The organism is Sphingobacterium multivorum (assembly GCF_039511225.1).
GTDB lineage: Bacteria > Bacteroidota > Bacteroidia > Sphingobacteriales > Sphingobacteriaceae > Sphingobacterium.
Genome location: NZ_CP154261.1, coordinates 1,033,084 through 1,049,427, shown reverse-complemented (window position 1 = coordinate 1,049,427; position 16,344 = coordinate 1,033,084). Strand labels below are relative to the sequence as shown.

Below are 16,344 nucleotides of genomic sequence, written 5' to 3'. Positions count from 1 at the left end.
AAAATGATTCGATTATTCCTTAAAACAGCGCTGAGAAATTTGAAGCGCAGTCCCTTAAATACAACAATTAATATCTTGGGACTAGCACTGGGGTTTACTGTTGCGCTGATCAGTACTTTATGGGTACTAAAGCAATTTTCTTTTGATAAGCATTACAGTAATTATCAGCATATCTATCAGGTCATGATGACGGGGACTTTCAATGACGAAAAATCTACTGATCGCTCCACCCCCATTCCCTTGGTCAAAACGATCGCGTCTGATTTCAAAAATGAAATGCCAGATGCCACTTTGGTCACCAATATGGAAAGCAACAATCTTAAAGTAGGTGATAAAAAGCTTAATGCACCGGGATTCTATGCCATGGGAAAATTCGCCGAATTATTTTCCCTTGAGTCCCTCAAAGGTGACAATGCTACCCCAATCAGCCCATCAACCATTATTATTTCTGAGTCCTTAGCAAAGCGACTGTTTGATCAGACCGATGCTGTCGGAAAAATTCTTCAATTGAATGGTAAGGAACAATATACTGTTCAAGGTGTATATAAAGATATTCCTGAAAACAACACTTTTTATGGCCTAGATTATATATTGCCATTTGTCGATTACCTTGCTAAAAACCAAGGCATAGAAGAAAGCTGGTCCAGCTGCTTTTTTAGCACTTTCGCCAAGATCGACAATGATGCCTTTGTTCCCGCTTTGGAAAATAAACTGACAAATATCATTAATAAAAAATTGACAGACATAAAACCGGAGATTTTACTACATCCCATGTCCAAATGGCATTTATACGATTCATTTAAAAATGGAAAGAACGTAGGCGGGCAGATTCAATATGTATGGATGTTTGTTTGGATAAGCCTATTCATCATTTTATTGGCCAGTATTAATTTTATTAACTTGAGTACGGCGAGAAGCCTAAAAAGAGGAAAAGAAATCGGGGTTTTAAAGTCTGTTGGCGTCAACCGCCGGCAGCTTATTGCAGGCTTTCTTGTTGAGTCAATCCTAGCGGTAGCCTGCGCATTTTTGATCGCTGTTCTATTCGCTACACTGCTGTTGCCTTGGGTCAAAACGATTACACATACTTCATTGCATATCCCTTTTGCGGATATTCGTTTTTATGGCTATTCTCTATTAGGAATAGGCGTTATAGGGCTTTTAGCGGGTATGTATCCGGCATTATTTCTATCGGCTTTTAATCCAATTCTTGCACTTAAAGGTAAGATCAACAACCGAAAAGGCGGATCAAGAAGTAGAAAGGCAATGGTGATCGTACAATTTGCGATTTCTATTTTCCTGATGATATCCACTTATCTGGTGATTCAGCAATTGCATTATACCAAGGACCGTCCAATAGGTTATAAAAGTTCAAATTTGGTAAATATTACTTCATCCAATTCAACTATCGTCAAAAACTTTGATGTTCTTAGAAAGGATTTAATCGGTCAGCGTTTAGTTAAAGATGCTTCCCTTTCTTCCAACTTTGTCAACCACCTATCCTTAACGGGTGGTGGCTTTAATTGGCAGGGTAATGATACCAGGGACGGTGCGATCATGGGGATCTTCACCGTGGATGAAAACTTTGCTAATACTGTACAATGGAACTTTATAAAAGGACGCAATTTTTCAAAAGATTTCAAAACAGATTCAACAGCTGTTATTCTGAACGAAGCTGCGGCCAAATTTATGGGAGTCACCGACCTAAACAGCAAACAACTTTCACGTGCCGGTATTGATTACCATATCGTGGGTATTATCCAGAATACGCTGTCCGAATCACCGTTCAAATCCATTACACCGACGGCTTATTTTCTAAAATTTTTACCAAAGAATAAAATAACGCTTCAACTGGATGAAAATCAAGATGTCAAACAAAACCTAAAAGCTATTGCCGCAGCATTCAACCGTATAGATCCTGATCTTATTTTTGATTATACCTTTACGGATCAGGAATATGCCAAAGAGTTTCAACAGATGGAAATGATCAAGAGCTTAACCAGTTTATTTACAGGGCTGGCCATACTCATTTCATGTCTTGGTCTCTACGCGCTGGTTTCCTTTCTTACGGAGCAACGAGAAAAAGAAATTGGCATTCGTAAAGTATTGGGCGCATCAGAACTTGGCTTGTGGCGACTACTTTCCACAGAATACATTTGGCTCACAGGTATTGGCTTTTTACTCGCAGCCCCTTTAGCCTATCTGCTAATGGAATCATGGCTCGAAGATTATGTCTACCGCATATCAATTACATGGACGGTCTTTGCTATCACAGGCTTAACCGCGCTAATCATCACCTTATTAACCGTTAGTTACCAAGCGATTAAAGCAACATTAGCAAATCCTGTAAAAACCTTAAGAAGCGAATAATACCAATTTGTTCGGGGACGGACACTATACTGTCCGTTTCCGAACATTTAAAACCGCTATAAAAACACAACAAAAACCTAAAAATCAATACATTATATTTATGGCAAACGAATTGAACTACTTGGCTTTGCTATTTTTCGAATAACGAAGCGTTCTACTAAAGCGAGCTAAGTGACAAGAATATAGCCTAATTAACAGTATAAATGCTCATAACCATGTTAAAGAACTATTTTAAAATTGCTTGGCGGAATATCAGAAAAAACAAAGGATTTTCTCTTTTAAATATGTTTGGCCTCAGCATCGGAATAACATGTTTCCTATTGTTGGCAGCGTACATCTATCATGAATCCAGTTATGAGCGTTTCCTTCCCAATGCGGACCGCCTGGCTTATATTAGCCTCACCTATAAAGCACCCAACAGCACGGAAGAAGTAAATTCTGCCGTAACACCAACAGGCTTAGCTCCTACGTTGCAGGCTGAATTTCCGGATGTAGAACAAGCAACCAGATTCTACAGCTATTCCAAAGGCGGCAAAATAGAATCCAAAGAGGCACTAATAACTGAAAAAGGCCTACTTTATGCTGACCAGAATGTTTTTAAAACTTTAGGTTATACCTTTCTCGAAGGTGATTCACGATCAGCCTTAGCAGAACCAAATCAGATTGTCTTAACAAAAAAACTCGCAGCGAAATATTTCCCCAATCAGTCGGCCATCGGTCAGACACTATCTATTGACAAAGTCAGCTGGAAAATCACAGGTATCATCGCAGACTTGCCCACAAATACACAGTTGAACTTCTCTGCGCTCCTTTCCAACAAAGGATTAGAACGCTACAAAGAAATGGCTTGGTCATCTGCAAATGATATAACCATAGCACTCCTAAAAAACAAAGATCAGTTCGGTTCGATCCAACAGAAATTGGACCAAATGACAAAATCAAAATTCGCCGAAGCAACAAAACAAGGCTATCAATTTCAATTCGTCCTGGAAAAGCTGACCGATATCCATCTTCACTCCAAAGCAGCAGGTACGGGAAACATTACTTATATCTATATTTTATTGGCATTAGGTGCTGCGCTTATTATTTTAACCTGCGTCAATTTTACAAATTTGGTCTTAGCACATGCGCTTGAACGCAAGAAAGAAATCGGTGTCAAGAAAGTTTTGGGTGCTGCAAAGAAAACGATATTCTTTCAGTTCTTTTTTGAATGTAGCCTTATGGTTTTTCTAGCTGTTGCGTTTAGCCTTCTGACTACAGTACTCTTGTTGCCCGTATTCAGTTCATTTATGGGCGCCGAAATGAAATTAACCGTATGGACAGACCCTCGGTTTTATATAATTTTAATTGTTTTCATAGCCTTGCTGACGCTTCTGTCAGGTGGCTGGCCAGCCTATTCAATTGCCAGTTCAAAACCGATTTCTATTTTCAAGCGAAAATTAACTGAAAAACTAGGTGGCCTATCTTTAAGCAAGGTGCTCGTTACTTTTCAATTCAGTATCTCTATATTTTTTATTATCTGTACCTTATTTGCGAGTAGACAGATGGATTTTATCCAATCTAAGAACACCGGATTGGATCGCTCTGATATGCTGGTCATTGATGGCCGAGGATGGCAAGATAAAGAAAGACAGCTATTAAAAGAAAAATTAATGCAGCTCAACAGTGTCCAGGGGGTTACCGCTTCGTATGACAATCCCGTCAATATCCAAGGTGGCTACAGCATCAGTGAAGTAGAAGGCCAACCCAATGATTTTGATATGAATGTCACTGCAATTCCGATTGAAAAAGATTTCGTATCCGTTTTTCATATTCCATCTGTTGCCGGTGCACCGTTGTCAGACGCGGACATTTTGCGCGCGCAAGACACTATTTCACCAGAATATGGTTTTGTAGTGAATACACTTGCTGCATCCGCCATGGGTTTTACTCCTGAACAGGCTATTGGGAAGAAAATCAACTTGAATGGGCGTAAGGGCAACATCAAACAAGTCGTTGCGAGTTTTAACTTTGCGTCATTACATAACGAAGTCAAACCAATTGTACTTTTTCCTGAATATGACTATTTCGGCAATATTTTCATCCGACTCAATCCAACAGCGCCAATAAAAGATGCGCTTGCGCAGATAAGAGCTGTCATCAAAGATATTGATTCAAAAAACAGCTTTGAATATCATTTTCTCAATGACGACTATAACAAATTATATCTCAAAGATCAGCAAACAACACGGGTAATGCAGTTATTTTCCATCATTACAATTGCTATCGCTTGTATGGGCCTTTTTGCCCTATCAGCTTACGCTGTACAACAACGCTTCAAAGAGATCGGTATCCGTAAAGTATTAGGTGCTTCAACGATCAAGATTGTCAACATATTGAGTATTGACTTTATGGCCCTCGTCCTGTGTGCCGTATTGATCAGTGTACCCTTAGGCTGGTATGCCATGCACCGCTGGGTAGAGAATTTTGCTTACCACATCACGCTAGACTGGTGGGTATTTATTGTGGCGGCGATAAGTGCATTATTGGTATCATTTATCACCATTAGTTTTCAAACCATAAAAGCTGCGATTCTAAACCCGGTTGATAGTTTAAGAGATGAGTAATTGTTTTAGTAGCTATTAAAATAAAGACACCTGATAAATAACAAGCTGGACCTTTAAAATTCAAGTTTTTTCTATTTAGCAATAACCAATACGACAAATATGCTTAAAAATTATATCAAAATAGCATGGCGCAACCTGATGAAAAACAAATCCTTCTCTTTGATTAACATCATCGGATTGGCGATCGGTATGGCCGGAGCATTACTTATAGCACTTTGGTTGCAAAACATGTTAACCATGGACCGCTTTCATGAAAAGGGTGATCGCCTGCATGTATTGAGTAATCGAGACGAATTTCAGGGCGATAAATCAGCTTGGGCCTTCACTCCTAAAATATTAGGTCCCTCCTTGTCCGCCGATTTTCCAGATATAGAAACTTTTACCAGATATAATGAGAGCGGCCAATTTCTAACGACATTCAAGGATAAAAAACTGATCGCAAATACTGTTTTCATCGATCCCGGTTTTTTCAAGATGTTTTCTTTGCCTTTTGTGAAAGGAGAACAGAATATTAAATTTGATAACCCTAAAGGCCTTGTTCTCACAGAAAGCTATGCCAAGGCTTTATTTGGCAGCGAAGATCCTATTGGAAAATCAGTTCGGATAGACTCTGTTAATCAGGTCTCCGTACAGGCGGTACTTAAAGACCTTCCGAGTAATTCAAGTTTCAAATTTGATATTCTCCTACCATTTGAATATGCAAAAATAATTGGTTACGTGGATGATAACTGGAGCAATAATTCATTAACCACCTATGTGCTCCTAAAAAAAAGTGTCTCACTTACCGCGTTTAACAGCAAAATCAGAACCTATCTGAGAGATCATATCAATGCAAGTAATAAGGCTGCCGGTTACCAATCGGCTAGAAATACGGGTGAGATCTTTGCTTTTCCCTATCCCGATTCGTTTCTTTACAATAGCGGAAAAGGAGGAAATTATACGTCCGGACGTATCGATATCGTCAAGCTATTTGCTTGGATTGGTGTATTTATTTTATTAGTGGCAAGCATCAATTTTATGAATTTGAGTACGGCACGTTCCGAACGCCGTGCGAAAGAAGTCGGTGTCCGCAAAGTAATTGGGGCAAATAAGACAAGCCTAATGGCGCAGTTCCTCGTTGAAAGCATATTGATCAGCCTAATCGGCATGGTACTCGCGACGATACTTGTTTTTATTGTCCTGCCATTCTTTAACGAGCTTGTCGGAAAACAGCTTAGCCTATCGTTATTAAACTTACCAACCTGGCTATTTTTAATTGGCTTTGCTTTATTTACAGGTATATTAGCCGGTACCTATCCCGCCTTTTTCCTTTCTTCCTTTCAACCTATCAAAACGTTGAAGGGGAAATTCGTTTCTAAAACGAGGGGTCTTAGTATTCGCTCCATCTTAGTGGTCATTCAATTCAGTCTCGCGATTATATTGATTATCGCAACGGTCATTGTCGCCAAACAAATCCAGTACACTAAACAGCGCGACCGTGGTTATAATGAAAATGGGTTGCTTTATAGCAGTATCAAAGGTGACTTAGAAAAGAATTATAAAATTTTACGCGACGAATTACTAGCCAGCAACGCAGTTGTTTCTGTATCAAAAAATATGTCGCCAGTAACCGATTTCTATAGCAATGGCTGGGGATTTACGTCTGGGACACCAACGGAACAGGACAAACGCATTTCCTATAACCGTTTTAGTACCGATGCAGATGCCGTAAAAAATCTAGGCCTAACTCTTATACAGGGGCGGGATATCGATATTTACAAGTTTGCGACAGACAGTACTGCTTTGATTTTAAATGAATCCGCGGTAAAAAGTTTGCACCTCAAAAACCCGGTCAATAGCATTGTGGATGGTGATGGAACAAAATGGACCGTAGTTGGGGTGGTCAAAGATTTCATTATGGGATCGCCATTTGGAGATAATAAACCCATGGTGATATTGGGGCCGCAAGCCTGGTTTACAACGATCCATTATCGTTTAAATACAAACAATGACATCGGAGACAACTTAAAAACGATTGAGTCCATCTTTAAAAAGTTCAACCCAGACTATCCATTTGAATATCAATTCATAGACAAGACTTACGAAGAAAAATTTAAAGAGACAAAAGCTATAGGTACGCTAGCCATGATCTTTGCAGGATTGACGATCTTTATTTCCTGCCTTGGTTTATTGGCATTAATCGCCTATATGGCCGAAACGCGCATGAAAGAAATTGCTGTCCGCAAAGTTCTTGGAGCAAGTGTCACCCAAGTAACTTCTTTACTTTCGGTCGATTTTATCAAACTCGTGGTGGTCGCAATTTTTATCGCAACACCCATTGCTTGGTGGGCCATGGATAAATGGTTACAAGATTACAGTTATCGAATTGAGATACAGTGGTATTACTTTGTCATTGCAGGATTATTGGCTATTCTGATCAGTATGGCCACGATAAGTTATCAAGCAATTAAGGCCGCACTGGGTAATCCTGTCGATAGCTTACGTGATGAGTAGACTATATTTTCAAATCATTAAGAGGCCTCAATATGATCAAGAATAATTTAAAAATAGCATGGAGAAATTTAACCCGCAATTTCTCTACATCGTTTATCAACATCGTTGGGCTGGCCATGGGCATTGCAACCTGCCTTCTGATCAGCTTATATGTGACCGATGAATTTAGCTTTGATCGTTATAATGAGCATGCAGACCGTATTGTACGTGTTGTTTTCAGAGGAACTGTAAAGGGAGGAACGATCAATGAGGCACATGTAATGCCACCTGTAGCTTCGACGATGAAGTCAGAGCTACCCGAAGTGCAGGAAACAGCGCGATTAAGAATGGGTGGATCGCCTCTATTTGTCGTCAATAATAAAGTTTTCCACGAAGAAAAAATGGCTTTCGTGGATGCTTCCTTCTTCAAAATTTTCACGCTCCCTTTTATTAAAGGGAATTTGTCTACAGCTATTTCTTCCCCTAATTCTGCAGTGATATCCGAATCCACCGCCTTAAAATACTTCGGCACAAACGATGTTGTCGGTCGAGACCTCATCATCAAAGACAATACAAATATTCTCAAAATCACTGGCGTAATTAAAGATGTTCCTCAAAACTCCCATTTTCATTTTGATGTATTTACCTCTTTGGATGCACTGGAAGATTCACGTTCAGATTCATGGATGACCTCCGAATACTATACGTATGCGCTTCTTTCAAAAAATGCGTCACGTGAAAAACTCGAAAAAAACTTAGCCACCCTATTCGACAAACATGTTGCCACACAATTTATGGCCGGTTTTGGTATGAGTTACCAACAATTCAAAAAAACGGGAAATAAGATCGGTCTTTATCTACAACCGCTCACAGATATCCATCTACATTCGAATTTCAACTATGACCTCAGCGCCCCTGGGGATATACGGTACGTTTACATCTTCAGCGCTATTGCACTTTTTATGCTATTGATAGCCACCATTAATTTTATGAATTTATCTACAGCCAGTGGTTTTAAGCGATTTAAGGAAGTAGGGGTACGAAAAGTACTGGGTGCTGACAAGCAAAACCTGATGCGACAATTTATACTAGAGGGTGTCCTCCTGACTTATATTGCCTTGGGAATAGCTTTGGGAATTGTTTTACTTGCCCTCCCCCTATTTAATCAGATTTCCGGAAAAGAGATTGATATTCAAAAACTTGAAATATCTAAAATCATCCCCATCCTACTCAGTTTTGGTCTAATTGTCGGTCTATTTTCCAGTAGCTATCCCGCCTTATATCTATCCTCATTTAATCCGCTCCGTGTATTAAAAGGGAAAATAAGCCGCTCGACTAAAGGCTTTAATTTACGCAGCGGACTTGTTGTATTTCAATTCATCATTTCCGTCGGGCTTATCTTTGGAACCGTGGTCGTTGTTCAGCAGCTGGATTATATGCGTCATATTAAACTTGGATATAACAAGGATAATGTCCTTATTATACCGAGCTGGCCTTTGGGAAAAAACGAAAAGACATATTATAATTTATTGATGCAAGATAGCAGGATCAAGCATGTCTCTCATTCGTCCTATCTTCCTGCTGGAGAAAGCAACAACAACAATTTTTTCATCTATCCAGATGGCAATACTGATCAATGGGTCAAAACAATTCGTTACGATGTTGATGAAGAATATATTCCTGTTATGGGTATGCAACTTAAAGAAGGACGGAATTTCGCAAAAACATTTGGTAATGATAGCCTTTCTGTCATCATTAATGAAACCGCAGCAAAAGATCTTGGTTGGAACAATCATAGCATTGGTAAAATATTAACCAATAAAGACAACAAAAGCTATCGTGTTATTGGTGTCGTTAAGGATTTTCATTTTCGCTCTTTGCATGAGCAGATCTCTCCGCTTGTTATGGTTCTTAGCGATCAAGCCGGCAGTTTGATTCTTAAAACACAAACAACCGATATGGAGAAGCTCATTCAAAAATTAGCGTCTCTCTATCGTTCCTTTCCAACAGACATTCCATTTAGCTATTCCTTTCTGGATGAGCGATACGCACAAACCTACCAAGCAGAAGTGAAAACGGGTAAATTACTGAGCATCTTTGCCGGGCTGACTATTTTTGTGGCTTGCCTCGGTTTATTTGGCTTGGCTATTTTTACCGCCAATCAACGCAAAAAGGAAATAGGGATCCGAAAAGTTGTTGGAGCTACAGTTCCCGACATCACACGCATGCTTTCCACGGAGTTCGTCAAACTCGTTCTAATTGCCATTATCATTTCTTCTCCCCTAGCTTGGTGGATGATGCACAAATGGTTAGAAAATTTTGCGTACCGAATTGAGATGCAATGGTGGATGTTTGTACTAGCAGGTGCGCTAGCCGTTTTTATTGCTTTAATTACGGTAAGTTCACAAGCGATACGTGCCGCCCTAACAAAACCTGTTGACAGTCTACGTGATGAATAAAAATAGACTCGTCTGTTCAGCTATGGACAAAGCACTGTCCGATATCGAACAGCGAGTAAAAGAATCAGGAAGACAATCCGTTAATGATCAACAGGATAATTACTTGGCCAAACATTTGTATTTTTAATTTCCTAGTAGAGCACAAGCTATCAGCAGCTCCACGACCAAAATAAATTCATATTATAAGACAATGAACTTTACAAACTTCAAGATTGCCTGGCGAAATATCGGAAAGAAAAAAGTACAAAATCTGATCAATCTAATTGGATTGACCTGCGGTATTACTTTTCTATTACTTGTAAGCGCTTATGTATGGGATGTACATCAAGTGAATAGCAATATCAAAAATATTGATCGGCAATTTTTGTTGCAAAGCAACTATAAGAAAGAAGGATTTGGTATTAACTTAACCACAATAGGGGCACTCCCCAAAGCCTTACAGGAGGAGTATCCCGACCTCGTCTCTAATTATTATCGGATTGACGGATTGACCGGTATCGTAGCGAACGGAGCAACAATACATGAAGAAGGAATGTCTCTTGGCGATCCTAGTCTATTGACGATGTTCGGATTCCAGATTTTAGCAGGCAATGCCAATACCGCTTTGAATAATCCCTTTTCAGTAGTCATCAGCGACAAAGCAGCCATAAAATATTTCGGGCATGTGGATGTACTTGGCAAATCGCTACAAATAAAAAATTTCAAGGGTGAAAAACATGATTTTGAAATTACAGCAATCATCAAATCTGATGTCCAAAACGCCATTATGGATCTCACAAAGAATATGCATGCCGACATATTTTTACCGATCATCAACGAGCAATTCTTTGGCCGATCGATAGACAATTGGGATAACCCTTATATTGCCGGTTATATCGAATTGAAACCAGGTGTAAGCGTGGAGCGTGTAGATGCTGCCATCGAAACGCTGGTAAGAAAGAATACCGATAAGGAATTTTCCAGTCAATACAGCCCTAGTCTAAAACCACTGAAAACCTATTATTTGGATGACAATCAAGGGGCCGTCCGCAAAATGATACAGACATTAATTTGGACAGCTGTTTTCATCTTGATCATGGCCATTATCAATTTCATCAATTTTAGTATCGCTCAGCACATTACGCGATTAAAGGAAATCGGTGTTCGCAAGATGATGGGATCATCTCGAATGCAGCTTATTAGGCAACTGATGACCGAATATATCCTGATTGTGGCCATAGCAGCATTGATCAGTCTTCCAATTTATTTCATCACAAGTCCAATCTTCGAACATGTCTTGATGCGCAAGCTACCCTCGTTGGTGGAATTGCCTATTTACTTTTTTGGTTTACTGGTTATAATGACGTTGTTCATTGGACTACTAGCCGGGCTCTATCCAGCCATTAAACTTTCCAATGTCGCGATACTTCCGGCAGTCAAAAGTCAGTTTTCGACGCTGGGGGGCAAACAACTGGTGCGAAAAATTCTTTTGTTTTTTCAATTTGGAGTAGCCTTGCTCCTGCTTGTCTGCACACTAATTATTTCCAAACAGGTGGATCTATTTCTCCATAGCAATCTAGGGTACAACAAAGACTACTTATTAACCGTTCAGGTACCTAGGGATTGGTCCGAAAATGGTGTTCGCAAAATGGAGACTTTACAACAGGAACTCAGCCAACAACCAGAAGTAAAATCAGTAAGCTTATCTTATGAAACTCCTGGATTGCTGGGGTCCAATATGCAGCCTGCATTCGGGACGACAGACGACAAAGAAATCCAGGTACAACGGATTACAAGTGATAGTCACTTTTTGGAAACCTACGAGATACCACTAATTGCGGGAACTTTTCTTCCTAAACACTATGCAACTAATACGGATAATAGACCAGTTGTCATCAACAAGAAGGCTATGGATGATTTTGGCTTTAAAAATGCCGAGCATGCAATTGGTCAGCAAATAGCAATAAATGATCCTAATTACAAAATGACTATTGTGGGCGTTGCTGAGAATTTTGTAGCCAACTCACTGCATCAGGCATCTCCGCCTATTATCTGGATGGATGTACATGAGAGCCTTCAATACCGATACCTTAGCATTCGATTGAAGCAGGGACCTCTTTCCAATGCAGTACAACAGCTCGAAAAAAAATGGAAAACACTGCTGCCTGATGCACCATTCGAATATCAATTTATGGATGAACGCATCAAAAATCTATATGAAACTGAGCTGCAGTTGCATCGCGCTTCCCAGATTGCCACTGTTGTTTCGCTGCTGATTGTTGTATTGGGACTTACCGGATTAATATCGCTTTCCATCCATCTGCGCAATAAAGAAGTCGGCATTCGTAAAGTACTTGGGGCTTCACTAGCACATTTAATGTTGCTGTTTTCAAAAGAGTACTACGGAATATTCCTATTTGCAGCATTTACAGCGGTTCCACTGAGTTATCTATTGATGCAATACTGGCTACAAAATTACATCGTCCGTATAGAGATCAATGCACTTATCTACCTGCTACCACTAGGTATGTTGATTGGTTTACTGAGTTTGTTGGTTGGCATTATTGTATTTCGATCAACCCGCTTTAATCCCGTTGAAAAATTAAGAGATGAGTAAAAAAATAAGCCGTAGGTTATCTAAGCTTAAAAGTGTATTTATTATTAACCTATTGGGAATGGAAGTTTATAATTGGTGTACCTACGGCTTAGGATCTTTGAAGCAATTTTTAGCTGTCCGCTTTGGAAAGCTAAAAATTGCTTATTTCTTTTCAGTCGATTCCATGGGAGCAGCTAAAATATAACCAAATCCGTATTGCGATGCCTTTCGAATAACTTTGCGTTCATCAGACCTATTAAGGAAATCATCTAGCACTTTAATCAGGTTTTTAGGATGTATATCCCTATCTAGTTTAGCACAGCATAAGTTGTGTATTTCGTCAGGTCTCTTTTCCTCATTAAAATATCCCATAGCCATATTCTCATCCAAAAGAGCACTTATCTTTTTTACTTCTTCTATTGTAGAAATTTCATACGGGTCGAGATCATGTCGAATATCGATTAACTTAAATTCGAGTACTTTCTGCTCTTGCTCTACATCAACTTTATACAGTTCATAAATAACGCGGTCACCCAATTTAGTCAGATGCAATTCATATGTATACTTCTGTGACGCCAAATCAATTCCGTAAGGCATCAATTCATTCATACTCTTTATTTCTAGTACATGCTGCATGACAACCAAATCATGAACAAAAATTCTTTTTATTTTGAATATCTCGACTTTGTTTATAAAATCGAATGACTTTCCCATTAGAAAAGAAACTTCTTCGGGTGATAGGTGCCGCGAAATACGCTGTAGCAACATACGATAATATATTTGCATATGTAACTCTTCGCATCTTCTCCTATATACTTTTGTTTTTTGAATTTTCGCTGTTTTCATCATCGATACATTTAAAACATATAGATTTTCAATACAAAAGAACAGAAAATATTTTAAAATAAAAACATATGTATAAATAAAAATAACATTATCTATATTTATCTATACAAAAGGACAGATTATTAAAATATAAGGATGACGAAATTAGGTGAATTTTTAGCGAAGAAATCTGTGAATAAATCCCAGATTGCGCGTAAAACAGGTTTAAGCAAAGCAAGAATCAACGAGTTGACAATGACCGAATCGGCTAAATTGCGTTTGGATGAGATGTATTTGATCGCGTTGGCCATCGACACTGATCCCGCTAGAATGATGTTCGAACTATGTGATCATCTCCAGCTAAAAGAGATCGTGGAATAAGCGATTCTTTTTAATCCCCAACCGAAAACCGCTGTGCGGTACTGAACGCTAAACTGTTCGATATCGTACAGATACAGCAGGTTACAATAAAAATAAAAGATTAATAATCAGAACATTACAAAAATGGCAATGCAATTGATTTTGGGATAAAGGTCTGCTTTGATTATAACGACCAATCATTCAGGCATTAAAAACATTCTGCTATGATAGGAAATAATCTCAAAATTGCCTGGCGGAATATGGCAAAAAACAAGCTATATTCATTCATCAAAGTTGGTGGATTTGCCTTTAGTATTGCCATCTGTATTCTTATTGTTTTATATATAAAGCATGAGACAAGCTATAATAAGTTTTATCCGGCGATGGATAGAGTTTACCGTTTGGTCGTTCAGTTACCGATTGAGCATAAAATCGAGCGCTGGGTTTCACTTTCTGCCCCTGTGGCGCCGACCCTGAAAGCAGAAATCCCGTCCGTTGAGCAAACGGGACGCATTCTACCAAACCCTTTATTCGGTGCGGGCAGTAACCAATTGTCATTAAATAACAGCCCTGATAGCCATTATGATGATGGATTTGTCTATGTCGATCAGTCCATTCTCGACATGTTTCCTATGCCCATGGTTTCGGGCCAGCTGTCCCACGCACTTGACAAGCCCAACACATTGGTAATCACCAGAAGCAAAGCCGAAAAATATTTTAAAAATAATCCAATTGGACAAACGATCTATCTCAACAACAATACATCGAAAGCCTATACCATTACTGGGGTCATTGAAGATATGCCCAACAATTCGACCCTTGCCGGTTATAGTTTTTTTATGTCGCTCGCTGGAGAGCCTTTTTATCAAGGTGAACAGACTGCTTGGCTCAATAACAACTATACCGTCTATGTCAAATTAAAACCCAATGTAGACGTTGCACTGGCAGAAAAAGAAATTTCAAAGAATTACTTAGAAGTACATTATCTCCCTGAATATCTAAAATCAGGACGTAAACTTAATCCGCTTTTCAAGCAGGCAAAAATAACCCTACAGAATGCTCTCGACATACATTTAAAATCCGCGGATGTAAGCGACGATAAAGTGAGTACATTGAACAGAGGGGATATTCGAATGGTTTGGACCTTCGCAACTGTAGCCTTATTTATTTTGTTCATTGCCTGTATTAACTTCATCAACTTATCGACAGCAAATGCAGCAACAAGAGCAAAAGAAATTGGTATCCGTAAGACTATTGGCTCCTCCAGGAAGCTGCTTATTGGACAATTTCTTGTTGAAGCAATCTGTTATAGTGTACTGTCACTGATTATCGGGCTCTTTCTAAGCTGGCTACTACTACCGGTATTCAACCAGCTAGCCAACAAATCCTTGACCATTCCTTGGCTATCGGTCTATTTCTTTCCTTCTCTTTTGGCGGCGATATTGGTGATCGGCGTCCTTGCCGGAATCTACCCAGCACTGTACCTATCCAAATTTAAACCAATCACTGCACTGAAAAACAACGTCATTGGTGCCAAATCTTCGCTTTTTAGGAATAGTTTGGTTGTCTTTCAATTCGCAACCTCAATAATCCTTATCGTTGGCGCATTGGTGACCAATAAACAGATAAACTACATATTAGACAAAGATCTGGGATTTGACAAGGACCAAGTCGTTGTGCTTCGCGGAATTGGAACATTATCGAAACAGCTTCCAAGTTTAAAAAATGAACTAAAAAGCCTCCCCGATGTTGCTTCAGTTTCCCTGAGTGACTTTCTTCCTGTACCCATCGATGGTGCCAAACGAAATGGCAATCCGTTCTGGATTGATGGCAGAAGAGATCTTGATATGGCTACACAAGGCCAATTTTGGGAAATTGATCAGGATTATCTGAGTACATTCGGTCTTCATTTAAACAAAGGACGAAATTTTGATCCCACGAGAGCCACCGATAGCAGTTCAGCTATAATAAATCAAAAATTGGCCGACGAACTTCAATTAAAGAATCCAATTGGTGCAAAAATTACCAATGGCAATACCTGGACCATCATTGGTGTAGTAGACGACTTTATCTTTGAGTCGTTGAAGGATAAAGGTTATGCAGGACTTTGTATGACATTACAAGGCAATCCTTCCCTACTCTCTATTAAGGTAAAATCGCAACATCTCAAAGAGACACTCGCTGATATTACAGCCGTATGGGACAAATTTGCCCCAAATCAACAAATTAACTACAGCTTTTTGGACGAAGGTTTCGCGGCCCTTTATCAAGATGTGGAACGGACCAAGAATATATTCACCTGTTTTGCACTTGTCGCCATTTTTGTTGCTGCACTCGGGCTTTTTGGTCTAGCAACGTATGTGACACAACAACGCACCAAAGAAATTGGTGTACGTAAGGTGCTTGGAGCCAGCGCAATGAGATTACTCCGATTATTGTCTGGAGATTTTATAAAATTGGTGTTTGTAGCCTTGGTCATTGCCACACCTGTTGCGTGGTGGGCAATGAACCAATGGCTTACTGATTTTAACTATCGAATCGAAATAAATTGGCTATACTTCATTCTTGCAGGTATGAGTGCCATTTTAATTGCTTTAGGCACAATCAGCTATCAGACTTGGAAAGCCATTCGCGCCAATCCGGTGGATAGCCTGCGTGATGAATAAATACAAAAACCGTA

At 39.4% G+C, this 16,344-nt stretch carries 9 protein-coding genes; 8 read left to right on the top strand and 1 reads right to left on the bottom strand.

Going from position 1 to position 16,344, the window contains the following annotated elements; all coding sequences use genetic code 11:
- Positions 1 to 3: 3 nt before the first annotated feature.
- From AAH582_RS04260 to AAH582_RS04235, 6 genes are all read left to right on the top strand, one after another.
- A complete protein-coding gene (locus tag AAH582_RS04260; protein WP_343321287.1) occupies positions 4 to 2,367 on the top strand; it encodes an FtsX-like permease family protein in 2,364 nt (787 codons plus the stop codon).
- A 215-nt stretch (positions 2,368 to 2,582) separates the two neighbouring features.
- On the top strand, positions 2,583 to 4,973 hold the full coding sequence (locus tag AAH582_RS04255) for an ABC transporter permease (protein WP_343321286.1): 2,391 nt from the start codon (positions 2,583 to 2,585) through the stop codon (positions 4,971 to 4,973).
- A gap of 99 nt (positions 4,974 to 5,072) precedes the next feature.
- Positions 5,073 to 7,466, top strand: a complete 2,394-nt coding sequence (locus tag AAH582_RS04250) for an ABC transporter permease (protein WP_343321285.1) — start codon at positions 5,073 to 5,075, stop codon at positions 7,464 to 7,466.
- Positions 7,467 to 7,498: 32 nt separating this feature from the next.
- Positions 7,499 to 9,904, top strand: coding sequence for an ABC transporter permease (locus tag AAH582_RS04245; RefSeq protein ID WP_343321284.1), 2,406 nt, complete (start codon positions 7,499 to 7,501; stop codon positions 9,902 to 9,904).
- The gene (locus tag AAH582_RS04240) at positions 9,897 to 10,031 is read left to right on the top strand and encodes a hypothetical protein (protein WP_262506834.1); all 135 of its coding nucleotides are present in this window, start codon (positions 9,897 to 9,899) and stop codon (positions 10,029 to 10,031) included. Before AAH582_RS04245 ends, AAH582_RS04240 begins: the two co-directional genes overlap by 8 nt.
- Before the next feature lie 63 nt (positions 10,032 to 10,094).
- Positions 10,095 to 12,500 (top strand): ABC transporter permease, encoded by a 2,406-nt coding sequence (locus AAH582_RS04235; protein WP_343321283.1) that lies wholly within the window; start codon positions 10,095 to 10,097, stop codon positions 12,498 to 12,500.
- A 141-nt stretch (positions 12,501 to 12,641) separates the two neighbouring features.
- Here AAH582_RS04235 and AAH582_RS04230 read toward each other — a convergent pair whose 3' ends face one another.
- Complete coding sequence (locus AAH582_RS04230) at positions 12,642 to 13,193, bottom strand: hypothetical protein (protein ID WP_343321282.1); 552 nt, start codon at positions 13,191 to 13,193, stop codon at positions 12,642 to 12,644.
- Between the two features lie 267 nt (positions 13,194 to 13,460).
- Here AAH582_RS04230 and AAH582_RS04225 point away from each other — a divergent pair, with 267 nt between their 5' ends.
- Positions 13,461 to 13,685, top strand: coding sequence for a helix-turn-helix domain-containing protein (locus AAH582_RS04225; RefSeq protein WP_046672261.1), 225 nt, complete (start codon positions 13,461 to 13,463; stop codon positions 13,683 to 13,685).
- 203 nt (positions 13,686 to 13,888) lie between these two features.
- Positions 13,889 to 16,330: an ABC transporter permease gene (locus AAH582_RS04220; protein WP_343321281.1), complete on the top strand. Its 2,442-nt coding sequence runs from the start codon at positions 13,889 to 13,891 to the stop codon at positions 16,328 to 16,330.
- Positions 16,331 to 16,344 lie beyond the last annotated feature (14 nt).

Coding starts and splice junctions, on each gene's coding strand:
- AAH582_RS04220 (WP_343321281.1), top strand. CDS start 13,889: ATGATAGGAAATAATCTCAAAATTGCCTGGCGGAATATGGCAAAAAAC.
- AAH582_RS04255 (WP_343321286.1), top strand. CDS start 2,583: ATGTTAAAGAACTATTTTAAAATTGCTTGGCGGAATATCAGAAAAAAC.
- AAH582_RS04250 (WP_343321285.1), top strand. CDS start 5,073: ATGCTTAAAAATTATATCAAAATAGCATGGCGCAACCTGATGAAAAAC.
- AAH582_RS04225 (WP_046672261.1), top strand. CDS start 13,461: ATGACGAAATTAGGTGAATTTTTAGCGAAGAAATCTGTGAATAAATCC.
- AAH582_RS04245 (WP_343321284.1), top strand. CDS start 7,499: ATGATCAAGAATAATTTAAAAATAGCATGGAGAAATTTAACCCGCAAT.
- AAH582_RS04240 (WP_262506834.1), top strand. CDS start 9,897: ATGAATAAAAATAGACTCGTCTGTTCAGCTATGGACAAAGCACTGTCC.
- AAH582_RS04230 (WP_343321282.1), bottom strand. CDS start 13,193: ATGGGAAAGTCATTCGATTTTATAAACAAAGTCGAGATATTCAAAATA.
- AAH582_RS04260 (WP_343321287.1), top strand. CDS start 4: ATGATTCGATTATTCCTTAAAACAGCGCTGAGAAATTTGAAGCGCAGT.
- AAH582_RS04235 (WP_343321283.1), top strand. CDS start 10,095: ATGAACTTTACAAACTTCAAGATTGCCTGGCGAAATATCGGAAAGAAA.